This window comes from Paenibacillus silvestris (assembly GCF_009882985.1).
Classification (GTDB): Bacteria; Bacillota; Bacilli; order Paenibacillales; family NBRC-103111; genus Paenibacillus_E; species Paenibacillus_E silvestris.
Map to the genome: position 1 here is coordinate 213,476 of NZ_WTUZ01000016.1, position 25,096 is coordinate 238,571.

The 25,096-nt window shown below is 46.0% G+C and carries 21 protein-coding genes; 17 read left to right on the forward strand and 4 right to left on the reverse strand.

Going from position 1 to position 25,096, the window contains the following annotated elements:
* Positions 1–74 precede the first annotated feature (74 nt).
* The 9 genes from GQF01_RS13745 (at position 75) to GQF01_RS13785 (ending at position 10,880) form a co-directional block, all read left to right on the forward strand.
* Positions 75–1,667: an ATP-binding protein gene (locus GQF01_RS13745; RefSeq protein ID WP_161407326.1), complete on the forward strand. Its 1,593-nt coding sequence runs from the start codon at positions 75–77 to the stop codon at positions 1,665–1,667.
* A gap of 193 nt (positions 1,668–1,860) precedes the next feature.
* The gene (locus tag GQF01_RS13750) at positions 1,861–4,167 is read left to right on the forward strand and encodes a helix-turn-helix domain-containing protein (protein ID WP_161407328.1); all 2,307 of its coding nucleotides are present in this window, start codon (positions 1,861–1,863) and stop codon (positions 4,165–4,167) included.
* A gap of 481 nt (positions 4,168–4,648) precedes the next feature.
* Entirely contained in the window at positions 4,649–5,545 is an 897-nt protein-coding gene (locus GQF01_RS13755) for an ABC transporter permease (RefSeq protein ID WP_328803457.1), read from the forward strand.
* Positions 5,546–5,563: 18 nt separating this feature from the next.
* Positions 5,564–6,460 carry a carbohydrate ABC transporter permease gene (locus GQF01_RS13760; protein ID WP_161407331.1) on the forward strand — a complete coding sequence of 299 codons (897 nt, stop codon included), beginning with the start codon at positions 5,564–5,566 and terminating at the stop codon, positions 6,458–6,460.
* A gap of 117 nt (positions 6,461–6,577) precedes the next feature.
* Positions 6,578–8,260 (forward strand): extracellular solute-binding protein, encoded by a 1,683-nt coding sequence (locus GQF01_RS13765; RefSeq protein WP_407945404.1) that lies wholly within the window; start codon positions 6,578–6,580, stop codon positions 8,258–8,260.
* Positions 8,261–8,352: 92 nt separating this feature from the next.
* The gene (locus GQF01_RS13770; protein WP_161407332.1) at positions 8,353–9,237 is read left to right on the forward strand and encodes an SGNH/GDSL hydrolase family protein; all 885 of its coding nucleotides are present in this window, start codon (positions 8,353–8,355) and stop codon (positions 9,235–9,237) included.
* Between the two features lie 108 nt (positions 9,238–9,345).
* Complete coding sequence (locus tag GQF01_RS13775; RefSeq protein ID WP_328803458.1) at positions 9,346–9,759, forward strand: DoxX family protein; 414 nt, start codon at positions 9,346–9,348, stop codon at positions 9,757–9,759.
* Positions 9,760–9,834: 75 nt separating this feature from the next.
* The gene (locus tag GQF01_RS13780; protein WP_161407333.1) at positions 9,835–10,533 is read left to right on the forward strand and encodes a pirin family protein; all 699 of its coding nucleotides are present in this window, start codon (positions 9,835–9,837) and stop codon (positions 10,531–10,533) included.
* 20 nt (positions 10,534–10,553) lie between these two features.
* Complete coding sequence (locus GQF01_RS13785) at positions 10,554–10,880, forward strand: hypothetical protein (protein ID WP_161407334.1); 327 nt, start codon at positions 10,554–10,556, stop codon at positions 10,878–10,880.
* A 90-nt stretch (positions 10,881–10,970) separates the two neighbouring features.
* Here the strand turns inward: GQF01_RS13785 and GQF01_RS13790 are convergent, their stop codons facing one another.
* The 3 genes from GQF01_RS13790 to GQF01_RS13800 form a co-directional block, all read right to left on the reverse strand.
* Positions 10,971–12,212, reverse strand: a complete 1,242-nt coding sequence (locus GQF01_RS13790; RefSeq protein ID WP_161407335.1) for an MFS transporter — start codon at positions 12,210–12,212, stop codon at positions 10,971–10,973.
* A gap of 147 nt (positions 12,213–12,359) precedes the next feature.
* Positions 12,360–12,833 (reverse strand): MarR family transcriptional regulator, encoded by a 474-nt coding sequence (locus GQF01_RS13795; protein WP_161407336.1) that lies wholly within the window; start codon positions 12,831–12,833, stop codon positions 12,360–12,362.
* A gap of 28 nt (positions 12,834–12,861) precedes the next feature.
* Positions 12,862–13,761, reverse strand: a complete 900-nt coding sequence (locus tag GQF01_RS13800) for an AraC family transcriptional regulator (protein ID WP_161407337.1) — start codon at positions 13,759–13,761, stop codon at positions 12,862–12,864.
* 121 nt (positions 13,762–13,882) lie between these two features.
* Here GQF01_RS13800 and GQF01_RS13805 point away from each other — a divergent pair, with 121 nt between their 5' ends.
* From GQF01_RS13805 to GQF01_RS13835, 7 genes are all read left to right on the forward strand, one after another.
* Entirely contained in the window at positions 13,883–16,405 is a 2,523-nt protein-coding gene (locus tag GQF01_RS13805; RefSeq protein WP_161407338.1) for a glycoside hydrolase family 2 TIM barrel-domain containing protein, read from the forward strand.
* A 12-nt stretch (positions 16,406–16,417) separates the two neighbouring features.
* On the forward strand, positions 16,418–17,569 hold the full coding sequence (locus tag GQF01_RS13810) for a glycoside hydrolase family 88 protein (RefSeq protein WP_202556332.1): 1,152 nt from the start codon (positions 16,418–16,420) through the stop codon (positions 17,567–17,569).
* 184 nt (positions 17,570–17,753) lie between these two features.
* The gene (locus GQF01_RS13815) at positions 17,754–18,923 is read left to right on the forward strand and encodes a YbfB/YjiJ family MFS transporter (protein ID WP_161407339.1); all 1,170 of its coding nucleotides are present in this window, start codon (positions 17,754–17,756) and stop codon (positions 18,921–18,923) included.
* A 651-nt stretch (positions 18,924–19,574) separates the two neighbouring features.
* A complete protein-coding gene (locus GQF01_RS13820; protein ID WP_161407340.1) occupies positions 19,575–20,318 on the forward strand; it encodes an SDR family NAD(P)-dependent oxidoreductase in 744 nt (247 codons plus the stop codon).
* Between the two features lie 35 nt (positions 20,319–20,353).
* Positions 20,354–20,671, forward strand: coding sequence for an NIPSNAP family protein (locus GQF01_RS13825; RefSeq protein WP_161407341.1), 318 nt, complete (start codon positions 20,354–20,356; stop codon positions 20,669–20,671).
* 205 nt (positions 20,672–20,876) lie between these two features.
* On the forward strand, positions 20,877–22,280 hold the full coding sequence (locus GQF01_RS13830) for a spore germination protein (protein WP_161407450.1): 1,404 nt from the start codon (positions 20,877–20,879) through the stop codon (positions 22,278–22,280).
* A 20-nt stretch (positions 22,281–22,300) separates the two neighbouring features.
* The gene (locus GQF01_RS13835; RefSeq protein WP_161407343.1) at positions 22,301–23,455 is read left to right on the forward strand and encodes a Ger(x)C family spore germination protein; all 1,155 of its coding nucleotides are present in this window, start codon (positions 22,301–22,303) and stop codon (positions 23,453–23,455) included.
* Position 23,456: 1 nt separating this feature from the next.
* Here the strand turns inward: GQF01_RS13835 and GQF01_RS13840 are convergent, their stop codons facing one another.
* The gene (locus GQF01_RS13840) at positions 23,457–24,557 is read right to left on the reverse strand and encodes a GerAB/ArcD/ProY family transporter (protein ID WP_161407344.1); all 1,101 of its coding nucleotides are present in this window, start codon (positions 24,555–24,557) and stop codon (positions 23,457–23,459) included.
* A 213-nt stretch (positions 24,558–24,770) separates the two neighbouring features.
* On the opposite strand from GQF01_RS13840, the gene GQF01_RS13845 reads away from it, so the two are divergent.
* Complete coding sequence (locus tag GQF01_RS13845) at positions 24,771–25,061, forward strand: hypothetical protein (RefSeq protein ID WP_161407345.1); 291 nt, start codon at positions 24,771–24,773, stop codon at positions 25,059–25,061.
* Positions 25,062–25,096 lie beyond the last annotated feature (35 nt).

Below are 25,096 nucleotides of genomic sequence, written 5' to 3' on the forward strand. Positions count from 1 at the left end.
TACTAAAATAGGATTGAATTCAAGATCTGAGTCGATATCGTACCGAATGATGAGCAAAAAATGAGGAGAATCATATGGAACTATGGATCGAGGAATCCCGCCAAAGGTGCTTGCAGCAAGGTTTGGACCCCACCACAATACCTGTACCCGGTTTAACGTTGACGGCCAAACAGCTGCAAGAAGAGAAGCATAAGTATCGGAAGATTCTAGTGGTAACTAATTATTTTGCAGAGAAATTATTAGCCTTCTTGTCAGGGACACCTCATCTCATCGTCGTAACGAATGATACAGGTTATATCCTAGATAATTATGGCGATGAGACGATGAAGTCGACAATCAATAGGCTGGGCATTCAAGAAGGCATCAAGTGTGATGAAGAATTTATGGGCACTAATGTGGTAGCGCTTGCTTTGCTTGAGCAGAAACCCATTCAGATCATCGGTAAAGAGCATTATCATAAGATGTTGGAGGAAAGTGCCTGTTATTGTGTTCCCTTCCACTTTTCCAATTTCCATAACTTATCAGGCGCCATTTCCATCATGACGTCAGTCGAGCATCATCATCCTACGTATCTAGCTCTGCTTACTAATATGGTAGATTCTATCGAGCGTGAGTTGTCACTGCGACTCGCTAATCATAATCAGAGCCTGATCCAGCAGCTTGTGGTGAACAATATGCGCAATGGGATCATTATGACGGATGAACGAGGGATCATAACCGAATTTAATGCTTATGCGGAGAAAATTACGGGAAGAAACAGGAAGAGTGTGACAGGCACACCGGTATTTCCGTTTGAACATTTTGGCAGTTATTTTTATCAAGCTCTGAAATATCGCAAACAAAGTGAAAATATTGAGCTTACCTTTCGCTATTCCTTGGATCAAGAAAATGTGTGTCTCTTTGATGTGTTGCCCATCCTCAATGAACAAGGTGAATTGTTAGGTGCCTTCGCTCAGTTTCGCGATATTACAGACCGTGTGATCCTAGAGCGCCAGTGGATTAACTCGGAGAAATTTTCAGCTATCGGCAAACTGGCGGCAGGTTTAGCACATGAGATCAGGAATCCGCTTACAGCCATCATTGGTTTTTTTCAGCTCAGTAAACAATCTAACGATCCCAGCAAATTATGGAGTTACGTTCATTTAATTGAAACAGAGCTTCAAAGTATGAAGCAGCTTGTATCCGATTTTGTCGTTATGGCCAAGCCAAGCACACCGGAGCGAAAAGCCGTGAACATGCAAGAGTTTCTAAAGGATACCGTACGATTCATGGATAGTCAGGCTATTCTCAAAAACACCTCCATCACGGCGATTATGGATAACGCCTTAACAGTTGCGATGATCGACCCTTCCCAGATTAAACAGGTCCTCATTAATCTTATCCAGAATGCCATCGAATCGATCGGAAAAAATGGGACCATTCAGCTTTCCGCAGAGCTCTCACATGATCATCATAGCTTTAGAATCAGCATTGAAGATAATGGCATCGGCATGACCAAGGAAGAATTGGATCAAATTCTGAACCCGTTTTTTACAACCAAAGAGAATGGATTAGGACTGGGCTTATCTATTTGTTATCGAATTATCGAAAATCACAAAGGAACCATAACAGCAACCTCTCGTAAAGGCTACGGGACACGGTTTGAAGTTACGTTACCATTAGATTGATTCGTTGATAAACGGGAGAAACGCCTTGCTCACTTCAGTTGAAGTGAGTTTTTTATTTCAGCGATTATGATGTTTGGTTGCTCTAAAATGGAAATTTGTATGGTAGTCAGCATAATTGTACCCTAGGCGTTGATTCCCTAATTCTATATAATAAGTTGTGGAGTAAGCGCTCTCATAGAAAGGGGAGTTATCAGTGCCCAAATTCTCAGGCGTGTTTCGGAAGTTTCTATTTTCGTACATCCTTATTTTAATCATTCCCAGTATCGCGGGGTACATGTCATACCGCACCTCCATTGCTGTCACGCAGTCCATTTCGATTGAAAACAATGTGACGCAACTGCAGAAAAGTCAGGAGATTTTGGAGCGCAGAATGGCTGAGGTGGAGAGCTTCACAAGGCAGCTGGCTTTGAATCAGGATCTAAGTGTACTTTTGAATGAAAGCGTAATAGATCAGAAAACCAATGTGTATGGGATATGGAAAATATCCAAGGATATTATGGCTTATAGTCAGACTAATGACTTTCTGAAGCACTTTTTTATTTATTTCACCAAGGTTAACGTCCTTGTGACGCCTGGGAACGCTTATTTTCGACCGGAACATTATTATCAGACATCGCATTATACCAATCTTTCCTTAGATGAATGGAAAAAAAACATTCTAGAAAAAACGCATAGCAGTGAAATTATGCCGCTGAGTCCGTTCATTACAGGTGGAACACAAACTTCTGTTATTACTTTCATGCAATCGCTTCCACTAGACAGTTTCAGTGACTCTTCTCCAGCTACGGTTGTTACGATTATTGATGAAAAAACGATTAACAGCGTGTTATCCGGCTTGCGAAATGACACGGGAAGCTGGATGTACATTAGCGACGCACAAGGACATACCATTAGCTCTCAGGGAATTACTCAGCCGGAAATTGAACAGCTCTCTGCGGATTCGCACTTCAATAAAGAGTCCATCAGCCAATTTTATAAAGATGATCTTGTAATCAAAATTCGTTCCAAATCAACAGGTTGGGTCTACAGTACGGGGATTCCAAGACATGTTTTAATGGAGAATGCGAATAAAATTAAGTATATCACCTGGTCGGTAACGGGGGCTGCCCTGTTGATAGGGCTACTTGTAGGCTACTTGCTTTCGTACCGTAACACGCTTCCAATCAATAGGCTGCTTCAGGTCATGAAAGAGCACTTTGGCAAGGAAGCGGCACTAGCACGCAATGAATATGATTTTATACAGGGGAACATTTCGAATATTCTGATGAACAGCAAGCACTTAGAATCCGAGCTCAAGCGTCAGCTTCCATTGATTCGGGATGCGTTCTACAAGCGACTAATTGCAGGAGAGTTTCAAACGAAAGAAGAGATCATGTCTGCGGCTGCTCAGGCGGATACTGGTGTCAGCTTCAATTCCGGATACACAGGTATTGTGCAAATCAATGGGTACTCCGATATGGAAAGCGTTGAAATTCTGAATGAATTGAGCGCTGCCAGATTGATTCTGAAACAAATTTTGATGGAAGATGAAAGTCGTGTACTTGTTCATATGACCGATTTGGGTTCAGATCGATTGGTTCTCCTTTTTACATCTGGCGATCAAGAAGCTGTGGAGGAAGTCAGCAAAGAGGATATCGAGGCGCTCTTGAGCAGGCTTGTCAATCTTGCCTTTGGTGAATATCGCATTACGATAACAGCTGGGATAAGCGATCCTTTCACCTCTGTTATGGAGGTTAGCCGTTCCTACGAGCAAGCTCGGCAAGCCTTGGAAAACGCCATATATATGAACAAAAAAGGAATCGTATGGTTGGGCGATACACGGATTGAGAGCAATACCTACTATTATCCCATCGATTTGGAGCTGCGATTGATTAGCACAATTAGAGCAGGCGATGAAGAGGAAGCAGGACGTATCGTCAAGTCAATGATCGAGCAGAATACGGAGAATCGTGAGCTTTCCATGGAGATGAAGCACCAGTTCATCGGGGAATTGAAGGGAACGCTGCTCAAGCTGCTCGATCAGAAAGCGATTATGGAATCCCACTCCTTCGAGAAAATCAAAAATCGCATCATAGCTATTGTGACCAGTGAATCCATCGAACTTATTTCCCGAGAAATAAATGAGATTATTGCGGACATGTGCGGTCTTATCACGAGTAAAAAGAATGATGCTCACTCTCGAACGGTGAAACAAATTAATGAATTTATCGCAGCGAGATATGCAGATCCAGATCTTAATTTGTACCGAATTGCGGAGCATGTAGAGCGGCCTGAGAAATACATCTCCCAGCTGTATAAAGAGGTGACGGGGACGAACTTATCCGATCATCTGGAGAAAGTTCGTATGGATCACGCAGCGAGTCTTCTGAAAAGAAACCAGTACAACGTCGACGAAATTGCTTCGCATGTCGGCTACAACAGTTCACATTCTTTCCGCCGGGCTTTTAAGCGAGTGATGGGCGTTTCGCCAAGCTCGTTCAGACAATCGGTCGAGGAATAATACAAAAACCTAACTGCTGCTGCGGTTAGGTTTTTTATTATTTAGAGGGAACAATGATCCGCTATTTTTTATGAAAAAGCACACTTTCCATCTGCAAGGGAACTACAGTTCGTTATTTAGCCGATTTTATCCGAAAACCGTGCATAGAGGCTGAATAAGGCCTTGTAGTTCCCCATAACAAGGAATCAGCTTGTTTTTCTCCAAAATAGGGTACCTCAGTTCTCTCAAGATAAGGCTAAATGGAATTCTAGCCATATGGTGGGAGTTGGCTGAATCGTGAGCAGCGTGAGTGGACAGTGGATTGACTGGATGGTGGAGGAAGCGGGTTAAATGGACGTTCACTAAGGTAAGTGCCCTGCTATATTCGGGCTTTATGTTCGCAATTTGACGCAAATGTACCTATACGATAGCCTTGGCAGCCACCTATAATCAGCCATATAGAAAGCGCTATCACACTTTATCGGACTGTAGGAGGGAGCATGTGAAAAAGAGTCTTATCAAACATTGGCAGCTGTATCTAATCGTAATCCCGCCATCTTTATTTTTTATTATTTTCAAATATTATCCAATGCTGAATGCCGTCCTTGCCTTTAAGGATTACAACGTAACCAAGGGGATTTGGGGAAGCCCATGGGTAGGCTTTAAGCATTTTCAGCTGTTTTTTGAGAATCCGCTCTTCTGGACTTTAATCAAAAACACGCTGCTCATTAGCGGCTATTTACTTCTCGCCGGCTTCCCAATTCCTATTTTATTAGCGCTGGCGCTTAATGAGATACGAAATGGCAAGTTTAAACGTTTTGTGCAATTAGTTTCATTTGCACCGTATTTTATTTCCACCGTTGTCATGGTTTCCATTATCATGCTGTTTCTAGCACCCCGACTTGGTTTCGTGAATGTGGCCATGAATCATATGGGGATGGACTCCATTAATTTTCTCGGGCAGCCGGGGATGTTTCGCTCGATCTATGTATGGTCGGATATTTGGCAGACCGCTGGTTATTCCGCTGTTATCTTTCTAGCTGCGCTGGCTGGTGTCGATCCTTCGCTATATGAAGCAGCCAAAGTAGATGGCGCATCGCGGTTTCAGAAGATCCGCCATATTGATTTGCCGGGCATTCTGCCGACGATCACGATCATTTTTATTTTGAACGTTGGCAGTGTCATGTCATTAGGCTTCGAGAAAATTTATTTGCTGCAAAACCCGCTGAACAAAATGAATTCAGAAATCATTGCTACTTACGTGTATCAAATCGGCCTCTTAAACGCCAACTATAGCTTTGCGACGGCCGTCGGCTTATTTAATTCCTGTATCAATTTAATTTTGTTAGTTGTCGTTAATCGGGTAGCGAAGCGGCTCTCGAATACGAGTATTTGGTGAGAAGGGAGGAACCATGCGATGAACACCGTGAAAACAACGATCCGAGAGTCAGCGGGCGATAGGATATTTGTCATTAGTGTCTATGTGATCCTGAGTCTCCTCTTGGTGATCGTTTTGTATCCGCTGATTTATATTTTTAGCTCCTCATTCAGTTCACCAGCAGCCGTGACGTCAGGGCGTGTGTGGTTATGGCCGGTGGAATTTTCTCTTAAGGGATACGCGCAACTCGTGGATAATCCGAAAATCATCACTGGTTATGCGAACTCCTTGTTCTATACAGCCGTTGGCACGCTGATTTCGGTAGCGCTTACGATCATGATCGCTTATCCGCTAGCACGCAAAACCTTTAAGGGACGAAACGTCCTCATGATGTTAGTCACATTCACGCTGTTATTTACCGGCGGACTCATTCCTACTTATTTGGTCGTGAAGCAAATGGGACTTATTGATACGAGATGGGCCTTATTAATTCCCAATGCCATCTGGGTCTGGCAGGTCATCATTGCTCGAACGTTCTTTCAAAATTCGATTCCCGATGAACTTATTGATTCAAGTGAGATTGACGGCTGTAGTGACCTCAGATTTATGTGGAGCGTCGTGATTCCGTTGTCCAAACCGATTATCGCTGTTTTATTTCTTATGTACGCGGTAGGCCAGTGGAATGCTTATTTCGATGCGCTTATTTATCTCAAAACGGCTCAGCTGTTCCCACTTCAGCTCATTTTGCGCAGCATTATTATTTTGAATAACAGCTCGAATGCGACGGATGCTTTGAAATTGGTTGAAAGACAGCAGCTTGCTGAGCTCCTCAAATATTCGCTCATTGTTGTTGCGACGATTCCGGTGCTGATCATTTACCCGTTTGTGCAGCGCTATTTTGTGCAAGGGATGTTAGTTGGATCTGTTAAAGGTTAGCAGAAAGAGGGATAAGGCGATGCTTTGAAGAATTGAAAGGGGTGATCGACGACAACTTACAGGCTAAGGATGAACCTATAAGTTAGCTTTTCAAAACAATAAAGGGAGCGGATATCATTGAAAAGAAGATCGGTCAGCGCTTTGATTTTCATCATCATGTTCAGTATGATTCTTGCTGCATGTACGAGTACACAAGAGGCATCGCCATCGGCATCGTCGAAGCCTTCTACAGATACAGCTTCGCTGAGCGCAGCTACAGCAAGCAAACCTGTACAAATCAGCGTTTTTGCGCAGCAGGCGAACGATATTGATTTGAATACGAACCTGTTCACGAAGCATTTGGAAAGTAAATTTAATGCGAAGTTCAAGTTCGATGTTATTCCCTACGACGGTGCGAAAGAAAAGCGCCAAATCTCGTTAGCGAGCGGTGACTATCCAGAAGCATATATGCTAACTGCGTATATCGATCAGTTCTCCCAAGCGGATCTCTTGAAGTTCGGTAAGCAAGGCGTCTTGCTGCCCCTTAATGATTTGATTAACCAATACGCTCCAACGATCAAAGCGGCAATGGAGAAGGATGCAACGTTCAAAAGCTTTATTACAGCACCAGACGGCAAAATTTATGGTCTTGGTTCTTATACGCAATGTTTCCACTGCTCTTATCCGAACAAAATGTGGATCAACACAAGCTGGTTGAAGAAGTTAAACCTTGAGATGCCGAAAACGACGGAGGATTTCAAAAAGGTGCTTCAAGCCTTCAAAAAGAATGATCCGAATGGCAATGGAAAGGCTGATGAAGTTCCGCTTAGCGGTTCAACGGAAGATTTCGGTGTACGGGTTATCCCGTTCCTGATGAATGGCTTCATCTATGACGACGACCGCAATTATTTGAACTTAGTGAATGGGAAAGCGGATACAGTGGCTAATAAGCCGGAATGGAAAGAAGGCCTGACGTATATTAAGTCGTTATACGATGAAGGTTTGATCGATCCAGGCGCGTTTACTCAAAATGCCGAGGCTTTCAAGAAAATCGGAGAGAACGGGTCCGGTCAAATTCTTGGGGCAGGGGCAGGCATGCATCCAGCTATTTTCGTTAATATCGATAAAGGCAATAAAAACTCAGCTGACTATAACCCAGTTCCGCCTCTTACAGGGCCGCACGGATCACTGTCCACACATGATGGCGGCGGCTTGATTCCAGGTGCGAAATTCGTCATCACGAATAAGGCGAGCAAAGAAGCGCAGGTTGCTTTGATCAAAATGGTCGATTACATGTTCACGATGGAAGGCCAAACGAATGCGGCATCCGGTATGGAAGGCATTGACTGGAGAAAGCCGAAGGAAGGCGAAGTAGCGCTGGGCAAAGGGGTTACGCCACAAATCGCGACGATTCCTGCGGTTGACGGGCAGCCGCCTCGTAACGCGGGATGGAGCGGCATGGGGCATTTCTACCAGCCTCAGGAATATCGCGACAGCATCGTACAAGGCACGGATGTTTACGATTCCGCCAATTATGAACGCAGATTGTATGACGCAACGCTGCTGTACCAAGGGCATGAACCGAAAGAACTATTCCCAATGTGGGCGATCTGGATTGATCCGGCGCTGACGGATGAGGCGAGTATTCTTCAAACGAACATCAAGAATTATATCGAGCAAAGCTCACTCCAGTTCATTACGGGGAACAAAGATTTGAACAAAGATTGGGACGCTTATGTGAAAGGTCTCGACAACCTGAAGCTCGGCAGATATCTTGAAATTCTTCAAAAAGCGTACGATACGGCAGCGATTAAAAAATAAGGTTTGGCGTGAGGCTGTCGTGCGGGGTCAGGAATGACCTGCTCGACAGCCTCATTTTCGCTTGCGACAACATTAACTCGGGGGTAACTTGGATGACGGATGAAAAGAGAATCCTTTTCCTAGGGGACAGTATAACGGCTGAGGGAACGTTTATTGCCTATTTAGAGGCCTGCCTGCTTCGGCACTTTCCCGATCAGCAATTCACATTGATTAACCTTGGTGTGCCTAGTGAGACAGCTTCGGGTTTATCTGAGGAAGATCATCCATTTCCGCGGCCTTGTGTCCATGAACGGATCGAGCGTGCGCTAACCGCATGCGAACCCGATTGGGTTGTGTTAGGTTATGGCATGAACGATGGGATCTATTCGCCTTTTTCCGAAGAACGGTTTCGAGCTTATCAAGATGGGCTGCTGGAAGCTATCCGAATCGTCTCATCAAGTGGTGCCAAGGCTATCGTTATGACGCCTCCGCCATTTGACTCATCCGCTATTAGGCCAGAGACCCTTCTTGCTGATGGTTATGATGTAAAAGCATACAGCTATATGACTCCCTATGAACATTACAATGATGTTCTTAGATCGTATGCACGTTGGCTGCTTTCTCTGGAGGGTGCTGCTGCAGTGAATATCTATGATCCGCTGCTGCAGGCCAGGGAACAAGCGCGAATGAACGATCCTGACTATCGATCTGGTGACGGGATTCATCCTCTGGCAGACGGTCATTGGGTAATCGCCGAAACACTTCTCCGTCAATTGTTTGCTTTAAGTTGTGAGATCCGTCCAACGTTCGTCGATCAACCAGAGAGTTCACCATTCTTTCAGCTCGTTTTGCAGCGCCAGAAAGTGTTAAGCGCAGCTTGGAAAGAACATATCGGTCATTCCAATCCCAATAAAGCTGCAGCTTTACCTCTGGAGGAGGCTTTGCAAGAAAGCAAGCAGCTAGCGATGCAAATTAAAAACCATTCTTCTAGCTATTAGGAGGTGGTTTTATTTAGTTGCTTGACAAAAGTAAGCAAATAAAGATATTATACGAACATAAAGTTCAATACTTTAAAAAAGTTAGCTTTGGAAGGGGAAGTAAATAGCGTGAAGAGTTATCAACAAATGGGCGCATTGGTTTTAAGAGTGTTGCTCGGAATCATCTTTTTGTCACATGGTGTTGCAAAGTTTCAAGGAGGAATCGGTAATATTGCAGGTTGGTTCGAAAGCATTGGCATTCCCGGATCCATGGCTTATGTAGTGGCAACGATCGAATTGGTAGGTGGGATTGCTCTGATTCTAGGACTAGGTACACGTATTGTGTCCGCAATATTGGCAATTATCCTGCTCATCGCAACGTTCAAAGTGAAGCTGGCTGTCGGTTTTCTTGGAAATGGCCAAATGGCCGGATATGAGCTTGATCTAGCTTTGATCGGTATGGCTGTATATCTGCTATTCAACGGAAGCCATAAACTTGCGATCGATTCCTTCTTTAAAAAGGGTCAATCGACAGCACTATAAGCGTTCAAATACAAGGTATAGGCGTTTCTTTCTTGTAAATAATAGGTCGGTGGAGTTTGAAACGGAGGGGTTCCTATGATTCAGATTTATGCGGCAGAGAACCGTTACCAAGTTAATGCAGGATGGCTTCAAAGCCGATTAAGTTTCTCGTTCGGTGAATATTATGATCCGAATAATACCGACTTTGGGGTTATGCGTGTTTGTAACGATGATGTGGTAGCAGCGGGTAGAGGATTCGGCGCTCACCCTCACAGCGATATGGAGATTGTGACGATTGTGCTTGAAGGTGCTGTTCAGCATTCGGATAATCTAGGCAACTCGGAGATTACTTCTGCGGGAGAAGTGCAGCGGATGAGCGCGGGCACTGGGGTCGTGCATGCTGAATTTAATGCTTCCAAAACAGAACCTACCCGGTTTCTGCAGCTGTGGTTTGAGCCGCGTGAGCTGGGACTGTTCCCGACGTATGAAACTCGCCCCTACGACTCTAAGCAGTTGCGTAATACGCTGTTACCTGTTGTGACACCAGAGGGATCTGAGCAGGCGGCGATGATTAATCAGGACGTGACACTTTATTTGAGTCGGCTGGATCAAGGGAAGTCGCTGCCATTTGAGCAAGAAGAAGGGCGCCGAGTGTTCATGTTTGTCATCGAAGGGCAAGTTACTGTAAATGGACAGCAGCTCAATGAAGGCGATACGGCTCGCATCGAGTCCGAATCCTATCTGAGTATTGAGGCAGAGAAAGACGCATTTATGATGTTGATTGACCTTCCATAACGGAACCAAGGAGGTATGTAATGAAAGAAGTACTCATTGTTAAACATGCCGTCGGAGGCCGTACATTCATTCACTCGGGAACTGATTCACTAAGTTATGAGGTACATCCAGAGGGTGAGGGCTGGCGCATTACGGTTTCCACACCGAAGAACGCGGCTATCGAGGAACTGCTTAACTGGAAGCATGAGCTTAATGTATTTCTCTTTCAGGAGTTTGATGATCAGCCAACTCGTAAGATCTGGTTCTACGTCAAAGAGGGGCCGGTTAGGTACGAAGATCAACTCCAGCAACTGATAATCAAGGCTCAGTCCCGGATCGATTATGTGCCGGATGAGTTTGACATGTGAAATCACATATAATAGAAGAAAGCTGTCGCAAAGTAGAATTTTCTACGTCTGCGACAGCTTTTTATTTTTACCGCAGAGCAGGTTGTTGGACTATACGCTCCTCTTCTGCCTAGTCCCCTTATACAGAACTAGCGCTGCCGCAGATATAAGGATCATCCCCATAAAAGCCGGTGCGGCATGACCAAGCGATACATAGATTTGACCTCCAATGATGGGGCCAATCATTCTTGCTAAGGCCTGGATCGATTGGCTGCCTCCCTGAATCCTGCCTTGTTCACTAGCATCGACAGACTTGGAAAGCATCCCGTTGAATGATGGGCCAAAGATCGAATCACCAAAACCAAATATAAACATGCCAGCGATAAAAAGAGGATAAAATGAGAACAAAGCTGACAGCGCAATAAGTGTGTAGCCTGCAATCTCCGAGACCATTCCCAGAATGGCTATTTGTGCATCACTAAGCTTCATAAGAAGTTTTGGCATGATAAAACCCTGTGAAAGGATATCTTGGAAACCCATAATGGAGAACATAATGCCGATTAGAGCAGGCTTCCAACTGAAAGTATCCACAGTAAATTGTGAAAATACGGCCTGTAAAGATCCATTGGGAATCCAAAGTAAGAAAGCGGAGATCAGCAGCCTTTGTAAGCTTTTCATAGAAAGTAGGCTTGTAAGCTGTGTAAAAGGGTTCAGCCTTGCCAAGGGAATGTCCTTCAGTCTATTAGTCTTACTAAGGCTCTCAGGCATGTATAAGAATCCATAAAGAACGTTCAATAAAGTGATTACAGCACCAAAATACATCGGCGTAGAATAACTGAACTTGGCCAGTAATCCGCCCAGCGTTGGGCCAATGATAGTGCCTGCACCTACGACCGCACTCACCCAGCCAAAGTATTTGGTTCGCTGCTCTGGTGGAATGATATCTGCAAAGTAAGCGAAGATCGTGCTTATGCTGCCGCCAGTTATCCCTTCAATGATGCGCCCCACGAATAGAATCCATAAAGCTCCTCCTATGCCAAAAACGAAGTAGCCGATTGCGGACCCCATAAAGCATAGGAAGAGCAATGGACGACGGCCATATTTGTCGCTCAAAGCCCCAAGTACGGGGGCCGCAAAGAACACGCAGAGTGCATAAACAGAGGTTAGCAGCGTCACAACAATCGCTTGTTCTCCTGGACTACTTGTATAGGGCTGGACTAAGAATGGGACGATAGGCGCTATGATGCTGAACCCAATTCCGCAAAGAAATACAGAGATAAGGCCGAAAGCCAGAGCGTGTTTATCTACGGCTTGTTCTGTGTTCTGTTTATTGGATGATTTGAAAATAGACACTTACATTCTCCTTCTAAAAGAGGTTATTTTGCTTCCTAGGAAACAAAAGTATCATGATATTCCTTCCTTGTCAACAAAAATGGGACGACAAAAAGACAGCCTGTTCTCATAAGAGCCCGGCTGCCGTGGTTTTTATATGATTCCTATTTATTCCGATTTGGGATCTATCCCCTGTTTCTTTATCTCTGCATCCAAATGCTTGCTATACGTTTCCAAAAAGCTCAGCATACTGTCAAATTGTTTCTCCGTTACCTGCTCGAATACCGCTTTATCCCGCTCTTGAAACTCTCTGTGGAGGTCCTCATGGATTTTGTCAATTGCTTTTCCTTGCTCGGTAAGCCTAAAATAAATTTCTTTCTTATTATCTGGCTTCTGGTAGCTTTCGATAAGGCCTTTCATGATGAGCTTCTTGGTCAGTTTACTTATGGCACCGCTTGTCATGTAAAAGGATTCCGCCAGTTTCGTCACGTTGGAATCTACATGTCTTCCAATGTATTCGATGCAATGTACCTCAGTTGACGTATACCCCTTAAGGCTGCCTTCCATTTTAAACTTATTAAGCCAAACCATCTTGTTGAAAACGTCCCTGAAACCAATGATGACCTGATCTTCTTTGTTCATGGCCTGTCCTCCTGTATGCCCGACTTCATTAGGTAAGCTCTTCATAACGATGCATTCCTTTAAATGTGTATGGTGTGTAGCCGACGTGTTTCTTGAATAGTTGGCAAAAGTATGAAAAATTACCGAGCCCAACGGCTTCCCCAATGTCTTGGACCGACATGTCGGTTGTTTTGAGCAGCCAACAGGCTTGACGAATACGTCTGGCGGTCAAATATTCGGTAATCGTACTGCCAATTGATTGCCTGAACGTAGCAGATACGTGGTTCGGAGTGAGATGAACAGCTTGTGCGAGGTCCTCCAGCTTGAACGGCTTGCTATAGTTCTCTTCGATCCAGGAGAGCATGCGTTCAGCCGTTGTTGAGCTTTTGCGCGGGTGCACTTGCGCTAAGTCTGTTTGAGAAGTGACTGTGGCCTCGAAACCTGTGCGTACTTGGTGAATAAAAGCTGTTAGGAACAGCAGCTGCTCCTCAAGCAGTCTTTCGGTGCCTTGATCGACAGCAGCCTCAATTCTTGGTGCATACTGACGGAATAATTGCTCCAGCTCCGTAAGATCTGATCGATGGAAAGATTGGGGAGATAACGGATCTTTCCACAGTTTACGCAAGAATTCTTGCAGAGACGGAAAAGCAGCGAGTGCAGCCTCCAAGACCGCGGGTTCGAGAACGAAAAGCGAGCGAACATAACTTTCTTGCGGAAGATTATACATACGAAGTCGATGCAGCTGAAAAGGTCGGAAGCAAAAAATCGCCCCTGGTGTCATTTCAATGATTTGTTGCTCAATTATGGCGATACCTCTACCTTCATGGACGATGAGAAGCTCCATCCCCTGGTGAGCGTGAAAGATTTCTTCGAACTCTTGCGTTCTATTTTTGAAAAACGATAATTGCACAGGATGAACATTTAAATTCATATAGTTCATTAGCTTCATAACGAAAACTCCTCATCGTAATCTAACAACATTTTATCATAAGAGGGCTAAACTTTATTCGCTTTTTTTTTGGTACGATGAAGATAGGTTATTGAGCAGCTAGAGGAGGAACGACGGGTTCATGAAAAAGCGCAGGTTAAACGAAAATTGGGAGCATTATCGCGGATCCTTAGGCGGTGCTTGGGAGGTATGGCGGGGAGATAAACTGCAAAATCACTATAACGTGCCGTGGGAAACGGTCACGCTTCCCCACACTTACAATGGGTACGATGTCATGGACCCGGACAGTAAGTACTATCAAGGACAAGGCTGGTACCGCAGTCGGCTTGCGGTCGATAACCCGTATCTGCAGGGGAGAACACTGCTGCATTTCGAAGGTGCAGGACAGCGAACGGATGTGTATGTTTACACGGAAAAGGTGGATTCGCATCTTGGCGGTTACGATGAGTTTACCGTTGACATCACGGATGCCGCTCAGCGGGCTAAGGGAATAGAGCGTTATGCCGGACAGGTTCCAGTTGCAATTGCCTGTGATAACAGCAGGGAGCTAGAGACCATTCCTTCTGATGCAAGCGATTTCAATCTGTATGGCGGGGTGTACCGCTATTTGAATCTTGTTTATGTACCACAAATTTCATTGTCCAGCGTGCATGTGCTAACTGATCTGGATGAGATTACTGGTGGAAAAGCAGACAACGGGAAAATCAAAGTGCGTGCTAAGCTATACAATCCGGAAGCGGTTGCTGGCAATGTGACTTTGACAATCACGGTAAAGCAGCAGGATGGCGCTGTTATCGGGCAATCTGAAGTCACGTTACCTGCTTGGCAAGGGGAGAAGGAGCTCGCTGCTTTGGAAGTTCCTCAGCCACATCTATGGTCAGTGACAGAGCCGAACTTATATGACTGCTCCGTGGCGCTGGTTTGTGAAGATGGCGAAACTGTGGTGACAGAACGCTTTGGTTTTCGCAGTTTTGAATTTGTAAAGCAGGGGCCATTTAAGCTAAATGGTGAACGTCTTCTGCTGCGCGGAACACATCGCCATGAAGATCATGCTGGCGTAGGCGCAGCGATGAGCGAGGATTTGATTCGTGAAGAAATGCAGTTGATCAAAGATATGGGCGCTAATTTCATCCGCCTTGGCCACTATCAACAATCACGAATCGTGCTCGACTTATGCGATGAGCTTGGGCTCCTCGTCTGGGAAGAGATTCCGTGGTGCCGCGGCGGTCTTGGCGGACCGGCTTATCGTGAACAGTGTATCGACATGCTCACAGCGATGATTGAACAGCATTACAACCACCCGTCAATTATCCTATGGGGATTAGGGAATGAGAACGACTGGGAATGCGATTTTGATTACTTCGATCAGCAGGAAATCCGTGCTTTCATGAAAGAACTGCATGAGCTTTCTCATCTCCTGGACCCAAGCCGACTAACGTCGATTCGCCGCTGTGAATTTTGCAAGGACATCATTGATGTGTATTCGCCTTCCATATGGGCAGGTTGGTATCGCGGTGTCTATACGGACTATGAGTCAAGCAGCAAAGCAGCCTTCGAGAATGTGGATTCCTTTTTCCACATGGAATGGGGCGCTGATAATTTGCCGACGCGGCATGTCGAGGAAACCTACACGGGCTTCACATTTATGAAGCAAGCCGAAGGTGCAACAGACGAGCGTGATGGCGACTACTTGCTGACCGGCGGCGAGCCGCGCGTGTCTCGTGATGGCGATTGGTCCGAGACCTATTTCTGTGAAATGATCGATTGGTATTTGAAATCGCAAGAGACTATGAGCTGGTTGACAGGAGCCGCGCAGTGGTCGTTTAAGGATTTCTCAACGCCAGTGCGGCCGGATTCGCCTATTCCTTATTTGAATATGAAAGGGATCGTCGAGCGGGATCTGACGCCGAAAGAAGCTTATTATGTTTTCCAATCCTATTGGTCGGAGAAACCGATGGTGCGCCTATACGGTCATTCCATGCCGGTACGCTGGGGAGCTGAAGGCGAACGGAAGATGATCAAAATGTATGCCAATGCGGAGGAAGTGGAACTGTTCCTCAATGGCGAGAGTCTTGGCGTGAAGCGGCGCGACTCGCAGGATTTCCCATGCGCAGGCTTGCGTTGGGAGACGGAACTGCGTCCTGGGGAGAACCACCTGCGTGCGGAGGCGGTTCGTAACGGCATTGTTGTGAGTGACGAGCTGAGCTTTCATTATCAAACGGAGTCTTGGGGAGAGCCGGTCCAGCTGGAGCTGACGACAGAAACGTTGGAAGACGGGCGAGTATACGCAGAAGTACTCGCGTACGATGCTGCGGGTGTATTTTGCCCGGATGCGGCGGCTTTTGTGCGATTTGGACTAGCTGGTGACGGGAAGCTGCTGGATAACTTGGGCACGATCCATGGTTCGCGGCTTACCCAACTTGCATCAGGGCGGGCAGGTATTTATATCGATCCGTATGGCGGCTTACCAGCTGGAATTACGGTGACGGATTTTGTAAGTGCAGGCGGCCCAGCCTCATCTCTTGCTTCGAAGCCTGGCGGCGGCCGAGATGAGCGTCATTATACCTCTGTTATCAGTGCAGCTTGCGAGGGAATGCCTACCGTTACCAAGGTAGTTGTAGTTAAAGCTTCAAACCATGAATAGGAGGTCAAAACGATGAGTGTAAATCAAACAGCAACATGGACGAGTGCTCAGAAATTTGAAGAAATCATGCCCCAGGTATGGGAAGCGCTGCAGGTAAAAGTGGATCGGATGATCGAGCAGCTTGGAGAGAAGTCCCCACATGTAGCCAAGGAAGATGGACTTTATGATGACATGCGGATTGATTGGTGGACATCCGGTTTCTGGCCGGGCATTCTGTGGATTCTTTATGATGTGACAGGTAAAGAGCATTATAAGGAAGCCGCGTGGAAATGGGACGAGAAGCTGGAGCAAGCCAGCATTCGGACCAACAACTTTCATCACGATGTGGGCTTTCAGTACTTGCCTACAGCCGTCATTAAGCATAAATTGACAGGTGACAGTGACGGATTGCGCCGCGGTCTGCAGGCTGCTAATTTCTTGGCTGGCCGATTTAATCTGGCTGGCAGCTTCCTTCGTGCATGGAATCAGGAGAAAATTGGCTGGGCCATCGTCGACTCGACCATGAACCTGTCCATCCTCTTCTGGGCAGCGGAAATGACAGGCGATCCGCGCTTCGAGCAAATCGCTCGGGCCCATGCGGATACGGTCGTTGACAAGTTTGTCCGCGAAGACGGATCGGTCAATCATATCCTGAGCTTCGATCCGAAGACAGGCGAGCTGATTGAATCTTTGGGCGGTCAGGGTGCTGGACCGCTGTCCGCTTGGAGCCGCGGAGCCGCGTGGGCGCTGCATGGTCTGGCGAACGTCTACCGTTACACGGGAGAAGTGCGTTACTTGCGTGCGGCGCAGCGTGTCGCGAATTATTTCCTGGCGTGCCTGCCGGAGGACAACGTGGCACATTGGGATTTCCGTGCGGCGGAATCGCTGGAGGACGAGCCTAGGGACACATCGGCGGCTACTTGCGCCGCATCTGGGTTGATTGAGCTGGCGGAGTTCTTGCCAGCTATCGAAGGCAATGTGTACCGCCGCGCCGCGGAGCGCATACTGCTGTCGCTGACGCAGAATTACGGTACGTGGGATCAACCGGAACATCAGGCTATTTTGCTGGAAGGTACCGGGAACAAGCCGGCTGGGCAGAACGTGAACGTGTCGCTTATCTACGGCGATTACTATTATGTGGAGTCGATTGCTAAACTGTTGGGATGGAAGCAGCGGATTTTCTAGGAGGTCGCCATTCCCCCCACAGACATGAATACAAGCACCGTCAGGGAAGTTCCCTGGCGGTTTTTTCTAATTTTAGCTATCTGAATTCAGGATAACTAACATCATCATTCTGTATTATGCAGGACAACAATAATCACAGTATCATGAATAGGCCGTCCAAAAAATAATCAAGGGAGGAACGCGTATGAAAAGAAACACGGTTATTGTGCTGCTCGGAGGCATTGGGGCATTGATGGTAGCTATGGGAATCGGAAGATTCGCTTTTACACCGATCCTGCCGATGATGATGGAAAACCATCTGTTCTCTCCAGCCGGTGCGGGTTATCTGGCTTCAAGCAATTATTTGGGATATTTGGTCGGAGCGTTTATTCTGACCCTAGTACAAGTGAACAACCGATCTAGGCTGCTGCTTCTCGGTTTAATTGGCAGTATAGCAACGACCTGGGGAATGGGGGAATTCCACAGTCTAGAGATCTGGCTCTTGCTTCGATTCTTGTCTGGCCTAGCCAGTGCGGTTGTGTTCGTCATTGCTTCGAGCATGGTCATGGAGCGTATATCGACCAAGCAAGCTGGCATTTTCTATGGCGGGGTAGGAGCGGGCATTCTTCTGACGGGATTTTCAGTTCCACTGCTGGCGAAGAGCGGGGATTGGATCGACGTATGGAAAGGATTAGGTCTGATCAGTCTGATCATTGGTCTGGCAGCCTGGTATTTGTTGCGAGACAAGCAGTCTGGTACGAATGCGGCAATATCACCAAGCAACCAGCAAGCTTCGGGCGTTCGTCGTCGGATTTTGATATGGCTAATGATTGCCTATGGCTTAGAAGGCTTGGGTTACATTGTCACCGGGACTTATCTTGTAGCTTACGCGAAGACGGTCTCGAACCTTCCGAATATTGCATCGCTAAGCTGGATTTTGGTTGGTATCGCAGGCGCACCTTCGTGCATCGTATGGTCGATGCTTGCCTCTCGCTGGGGGAAAAAGTGGACGTTGACCGTCTCAATGATTGTACAATCCATTAGCATTGCGATTCCGGTTCTTATTCATTCTTCAGCGGCCGTATTCGCAGGCGCTTTCCTGTTCGGGGCAACCTTTATGGGGATTACGATGCTGACCGTTTCTTTTGCGAAGGATATATATCCGCAGAATAACCGGAAAATAATCGGATTGCTGACGACCTTCTTTGGCTTGGGACAAATCATCGGGCCGCTTATCGCGGGTCATTTGATCTCAGGCAATGGCAGCTATCTTACAGCTCTAATCGGAGCTGCATTTATTGTACTTTTGGGGGCGGTGAGTCTGCCGCTGGGCATTGGCCGTGCTGACCGGAAACAGTTGAAGCCAGTTACTTAAATGGACCTGTGGGAATGACGGTTGTGCAAGGGGGCGCAGTGGGGTGCAACGGATCCCTCCATGGCGCATAGCGGCTATGTAGCGGATTGCACCATTACTTACTGCCTGCAGGTGGCAATGCAGTGTGCTAGTGTGGCACTACGCTATATAGTGGCTCAATGGCTTTGGAATTAACGCCGAAAACTCCAGTTATTTTCCTGGTTTTCCCTGAGTTTATGCAAATAACTGGAATTTCTACCGCTAATCAGGCGGTTTTTTCGAACTTTTCGATATTACAGACAATTTAGCTGGAGTTTCTCCAGCTATTGCATTCTCAGGGCTGACGCGGCATGGATTAGCGGTAGTTTTTCCAGCTATTTCAGTCGCGTGGCGGGGAAGAAGGATCGCCCTGCGGGACTGAGCAGCCAATGGATCGCCTCAAGGCATAGACGTTCACGTAGTGAACCGCCGAGTGGCGCTGAACGGCGCCGTCTCCCCTTGCATAAGGGCCTCTCACTTTAGATATACTGAAATGAGATACTGAATATCTCGATTCTGTATTATGCAGGATAATCGAATTATTATATGATGAACGAGTAGATCAGCCCATCACATTTTTATTACAATAATATCTACCTTTTAATAGGTAGTCAAACAAAGGAGATTATACAAATGAGTGTACAAAATAAAGTCGTAGTCATCACAGGTGGAAGCAGCGGTATGGGGAAAGCAGCAGCAATTGAGCTAGTTAAACGAGGGGCTAAAGTAGTCATCAATGGCCGCCGCGAACAAGAGCTGGCAGAGACTGCAAAAGAGATCGATCCAACAGGCGCAAACGTCGGGTATGTTGCAGGTGACATTGCAGATCCCCAAACGGCTGAACGTTTAATCAGCGAAACCCTTTCACGCTTTGGACGCATCGACACATTAATTAATAATGCAGGTATTTTTATTGCGAAACCATTCACAGATACTACTGAAGACGAATTTGAATCGGTCCTATCAACGAATGTGAAAGGATTCTTCTATGTCACTAAACGCGCGGTATCCGAGATGCTGAAAGCTGGTTCCGGCCACATCGTGAATATTACGGCAAGCGGAGGTGCTGACCAGCCTATGAAAGCCGTGACATCTGTACTTACTGCGCTAGGCAAAGGAGGCCTGAACGCGGCAACCAAATCGCTGGCGATTGAGTATGCGGACAAGGGGATCCGCGTGAATGCTGTCGCACCAGGGGTTATGAAAACACCGATGCATGCGGTTGAGACACATGATTATTTAGCTCAATTGCACCCAGTGGGCCGAATGGGCGAGGTTCAGGATATTGTTGACGCCATTCTATATCTGGAATCAGCACAATTCGTGACTGGTGAAATTCTTCATGTCGATGGCGGTCAAAATGCTGGTCAGTGGTAAGCTATAAATAATCTTTCATCAGGAGGATGACGTTTATGATATACGAACTGCGGATATACGATGTAACTCCCGGGCGCATGGAAGCGATATTGAATCGGTTTCGGGACGGGACGATCAGCATTTTTGCTAAACATGATATGAAGGTTACGAATTTCTGGGTAGACGCTGACGAGACGAAAGAACGGTTGTATTATGTGCTTGAACATTCGGATGCGGAAGCACGTGAACGAAACTTCCAAGCCTTTTTCGAAGATCCAGAGTGGTTGGAGCTGAAGGAAAGAACGGAACAAGACGGTCCATTACATGAGAAAATCGATGTTATTTTTATGAAAAATGCATCATTTTTCGAGTGAATCTAAAGGTTGGGCAGAATGTTATTTCTGCTCAGCCTTTTTCATTACACAACAATGCTTGAAAATCTGTATAAAATGACCACTCCGCCGAATACTAAAAATAGGCTGCTTCACTTAGGGGGATCGTGCGTTGTCTTTTATACGATTTAGACGGAAATCATCGGTAAACGCCCATCAAGCACCGCCCCCGAGTACACTTGGCGAAATGGCCATGAGCTCTGATCTGCAAGAAAATGAGAAGCGGCTTAGACAAATTTTTGAGAAGTGTTCTGATATTGTATTTAGGCAGCTGCATTTTCCGAATCAGTCTGGCAGAGCCGTACTTATTTATTTGGATGGTTTGGCTGATACACTGGAAATAGAAAAGCTCATTATCAAGCCTTATCTTGATTCCAGCCATCATGCTATGGGGATTCATTCGGATGAGCTGAAAAACCAGCTTTTTGCCGTGGCACCACAGAAGTTAGTGACGAATATGGACAGCATCGTACAAAGTATTTTGTACGGTGACTCCGCACTTCTGTTTGAGAATGAACCGAGTGCCATGCTGATTAATCTGGTCGACTTTCAGCACCGCAGCGTGGATGAGCCTGTCATTGAAGCCTCTATTCGTGGGCCGAGGGAAGGTTTCACTGAAGTTTTGCGGATTAATACAAGCATGATTCGTCGTAAAATTAATTCACCTAAGCTGAAGATGGAGCCCATCGAGCTTGGAGAAACGACGCGAACCCGCGTAGTGATTACTTACATGGAAGACGAAGTTGATCCTGATCTATTGACTGAGATCAAAGCCCGGCTCAGCCGCATCAAATCCAAAGCGATTCTGGATTCCAATTACATCGAAGAGCAGATAGAAGGCACGCCGTACTCCCTTTTTCCGCAAATTCAAAATACGGAAAGACCTGATACGGTTGCAGCTAGCTTAATGGAAGGAAAAGTGGGTATCTTGGTTGATGGTTCGCCCAATGCGCTGCTTGCTCCCATGACCTTTTGGTCAGGCTTTCAAGCGGCAGATGACCATTACGAGAGGTTCCTCTATGTGTCAGGTGTGCGCATCATCCGGATTCTTTTATTCATTATGTCTCTGTTGCTCCCGTCTTTTTATGTCGGGTTAACGACCTTTCATCCCCAGATGATTCCTGCGAATTTGCTGATCAGCATCGCCGCGGCTCGAGAAGGAATCCCTTTTCCGACGGTAATAGAAACTTTTATCATGGAGATTATGTTCGAAGGTCTTAGGGAAGCAGGCCTGCGGCTGCCTCAGGCTGTTGGTTCTACCGTCTCCATCGTCGGGGCGTTAGTCATTGGGGAGGCCGCTGTCCAGGCAGGTATTATTTCCGCGCCGATTGTTATCATTGTAGCGAGTACAGGCATTGCTTCCTTCGCAATACCCAGGTACAGTCTTAGCTTACCATTCCGGTTGTTGAGATTCCCTCTGCTAGGCTTGTCAGGCACGTTGGGTTTCTATGGCATTGCAACAGGGACGATTGCTATCTTAATCCATTTGTGCAAGCTGGAATCCTTTGGCGTTCCCTATTTATTTCCCTTGGCACCTTTTGATAAAAATAAATTGGGGGATACCCTGTATCGTGAACCAAATGGGAATTAAGCGAATTGAGAAGGGATTGTATGATGAAGAAACAGATTTCTTCAGTGCTTGTCTGCCTGCTCTTATCCTGTGTCCTGACAGGGTGCTGGGACAGAACGGAAATTAATCATTACGCTTTCTGGATGGGGACCTTTTTGGAAAAGGATATGGATAACAAAGTTAAGGTCAGCGCCCAAATTGCGATCCCTTCTCGGATTGGTTTTTCTGGCAAGCAAGGTTCTGGTAAGGACAGAGGCAATATCGTCGTAAGTTCAACCGGCCGGACATTGATGGACACTTGTCAAACGATACAAGATAAGCTGCCCAGACGTTTATTTATCGGACATCGCAGGGCGCTGTTCATAGGAGGAGAGCTGGCTAAAGAAGGCATAGAAGATTCGCTCGACATGTACACGCGCAATATGGATACGTCCTTAAGAACGAGCGCTTTTGTTGTCGTTGGCAAAGATCCTGAGATGATCCTGAAAGTGAACAGTCCCTTTGATCCGTTTTCATCCAATGCAGCAGTTGATCAAGAAAAATACAGTAAGAACGGAGATAAAGTGCTGAGGGATTTTATCGTTGCTGAGGAAAGTGAGACTCAGTGCCCCATCCTGTCCGTGATCGATACCGATACGATTGATAAAGAAGCGGCAGAACAATTATTTGAAATAAAAAAACTGGCGGTTTTTAATAAAAAAGAGAAGTTAGTCGGCTTTTTGACCGAGAAAGAGTCGCTTATTACACTGCGCCTGCTCGACAGGCTCAAGCAGCGGATTCTCACAGAATACATATCGGAAGGAAAAGGTTACATTACGCTGACAGAAACGAATTTAAGCGTCAAAATGAACACATCTGTTGATCAGGACCAAGTCTCTGTTCACATTCGTTTAGCCAGCATCGGCAGTGTCGAAGAAAATTGGACAAATTTGGATCTAATGTCTCCGACGAGCCTGCAAATGGTACAGGATGTCATGCAGAAGCAGCTCGAACAAGCGGTCATTGAATCGATTCAGAAGATCCAAAAGGTTTATAAAACGGACGTCTTCGGTTTTGGAGAAGCTGTTCATCGGCAGCATCCTTATCAGTGGAAAAAAATAAAAAAGGACTGGGCACAGCTGTTCCCAGAGGCAAAAGTAACCGTAGAGGTTGTTCTTAAAATCGAACGCGTTGGTGCACAAGGCAAAAGAACCTAGCTCAGGAAGCAGGCGCTTTTGCTTTTTTGTTGTTATAAAAGCTGAGAACCAGCGTAAGGCCAGGCAGGAAAACCATGATCGGCCAGAAGATAAGAGGAGCCCAGATTTTTTCATCATAATCGGTTAGAAGTACGGCGATATTGATGGGGAGAATGGCAAGAAGCAGAACGATTGCTGCTATGATCCAAAGCAGTTTCTTAGCATTCTTAATTCGAAGCCATTGCGCTGTTCCGTGACTTATGACGAATAAGTAGAGGGAGAGCTTGACGAATACGCCAAACAACCATACGAAAATAACCCACACGTCCATGTTTTGAATAAATTCCAAGGCTGATATATACCTGACCATATTGAAATACGGGTTGATGAATTTACCGGATAAATGGGGACCGAACGTCATGATGACAAGTGATGTGGCGAGCAGCACGACAATACTGGGGAGCCCAACTGCAAGCAAAGCGACCTTCAAAGTCTTCTTTGGCTTCGTTATGAAAGGGATTAACATCGTGATTAAGATGGATTCCGACAAGAAGGAAGCATGGATGAAGGAAGCTTTGATTATGGGAACGAAACCGTGATCTGCATAAACTGGCATCAGATAGCGGAGAGAAATATTTGGTAAATTCAATACGAATGAAAGGAGGATGATCAAATAAAAGAGCGGACCGACGATCAGGCTGAATCGACCAATGGCTGTAATCCCCCCGCCATGTGTGATATAGATCATGATGAGTATCATAATTACGCAAATCACTTGTATAGGCGTCTGAAAAAAGAGCACAAGCTGAACGAATTGAGCCATCGCTCTCAAAATAACAACGGTGACGCTTAGCCACGCCAACATATAAAGCAAGGAAATGATGGCTCCCAGCCATTTGCCGAAAATCACGCGGTTCACTTCGATCAACGTCAAGCCGGGATTTAGAGCGCTTATTTTCGCTGAAACGAACGTTGTCCACAGCCCCATCCCTCCCCCGATAATGATGGAAATCCAGGCATCTTGATGGACGCGTCCGATCGTAGGCGAGATGGTTAACCAAATGGTCATTGACACTTGAATGGTAGCAATAAGCCAAAAAAATTGTGTGATAGATAACCGCATTTTACTGTCATTCCCCATGTCAAATTTCCAATTCTTGCATCAGTATACCCATAAATGGGGGGCTCCTAACATTATGCTTGATTTTAAACCGCACTCGGTCTTAATATGAAATAAATAGAATATATTGGTTTTAATCTAGTTGCCCACTGAATCTCATATCATCTTCACCTGTCAGTATTCCTAGCATAGGATGTAGGAAGGTGGTGGTGAAAAGTGATATTAACAGTTGCCGGCTGGATGATTTATACATTATGGGCCATATTTGGATTAATGATCATCCATTTTCTGATTTCCTTCTTCAAAATGTTTTGGGAAGGAGCATTCGATGTTACCTTCGTATTAGGTTATCTAAAAGATGTCCTCTATTATGTCTTACCTTTGAATGTACTTGTAAATTTAGTTTCAATCGATCCCACAGGCTGGATTCTTGTGATCTTTTATTTCATCTGTGGGGTCGCTGTCATTCTCAAATATTTATTGGATATTAAAAGAATTTTCCAATAAATAACTAGCGGGCCTTCTTTAAGTTGGTCCCAGGA

Bases quoted from the DNA above. Each gene is read 5' to 3' on its own strand.
- GQF01_RS13825 (WP_161407341.1), top strand. From the start codon at position 20,354: ATGATATACGAACTGCGGATATACGATGTAACTCCCGGGCGCATGGAA.
- GQF01_RS13780 (WP_161407333.1), top strand. From the start codon at position 9,835: ATGATTCAGATTTATGCGGCAGAGAACCGTTACCAAGTTAATGCAGGA.
- GQF01_RS13770 (WP_161407332.1), top strand. From the start codon at position 8,353: ATGACGGATGAAAAGAGAATCCTTTTCCTAGGGGACAGTATAACGGCT.
- GQF01_RS13835 (WP_161407343.1), top strand. From the start codon at position 22,301: ATGATGAAGAAACAGATTTCTTCAGTGCTTGTCTGCCTGCTCTTATCC.
- GQF01_RS13800 (WP_161407337.1), bottom strand. From the start codon at position 13,761: ATGAAGCTAATGAACTATATGAATTTAAATGTTCATCCTGTGCAATTA.
- GQF01_RS13840 (WP_161407344.1), bottom strand. From the start codon at position 24,557: ATGCGGTTATCTATCACACAATTTTTTTGGCTTATTGCTACCATTCAA.
- GQF01_RS13820 (WP_161407340.1), top strand. From the start codon at position 19,575: ATGAGTGTACAAAATAAAGTCGTAGTCATCACAGGTGGAAGCAGCGGT.
- GQF01_RS13795 (WP_161407336.1), bottom strand. From the start codon at position 12,833: ATGAACAAAGAAGATCAGGTCATCATTGGTTTCAGGGACGTTTTCAAC.
- GQF01_RS13810 (WP_202556332.1), top strand. From the start codon at position 16,418: ATGAGTGTAAATCAAACAGCAACATGGACGAGTGCTCAGAAATTTGAA.
- GQF01_RS13805 (WP_161407338.1), top strand. From the start codon at position 13,883: ATGAAAAAGCGCAGGTTAAACGAAAATTGGGAGCATTATCGCGGATCC.
- GQF01_RS13830 (WP_161407450.1), top strand. From the start codon at position 20,877: ATGGCCATGAGCTCTGATCTGCAAGAAAATGAGAAGCGGCTTAGACAA.
- GQF01_RS13785 (WP_161407334.1), top strand. From the start codon at position 10,554: ATGAAAGAAGTACTCATTGTTAAACATGCCGTCGGAGGCCGTACATTC.
- GQF01_RS13815 (WP_161407339.1), top strand. From the start codon at position 17,754: ATGAAAAGAAACACGGTTATTGTGCTGCTCGGAGGCATTGGGGCATTG.
- GQF01_RS13745 (WP_161407326.1), top strand. From the start codon at position 75: ATGGAACTATGGATCGAGGAATCCCGCCAAAGGTGCTTGCAGCAAGGT.
- GQF01_RS13760 (WP_161407331.1), top strand. From the start codon at position 5,564: ATGAACACCGTGAAAACAACGATCCGAGAGTCAGCGGGCGATAGGATA.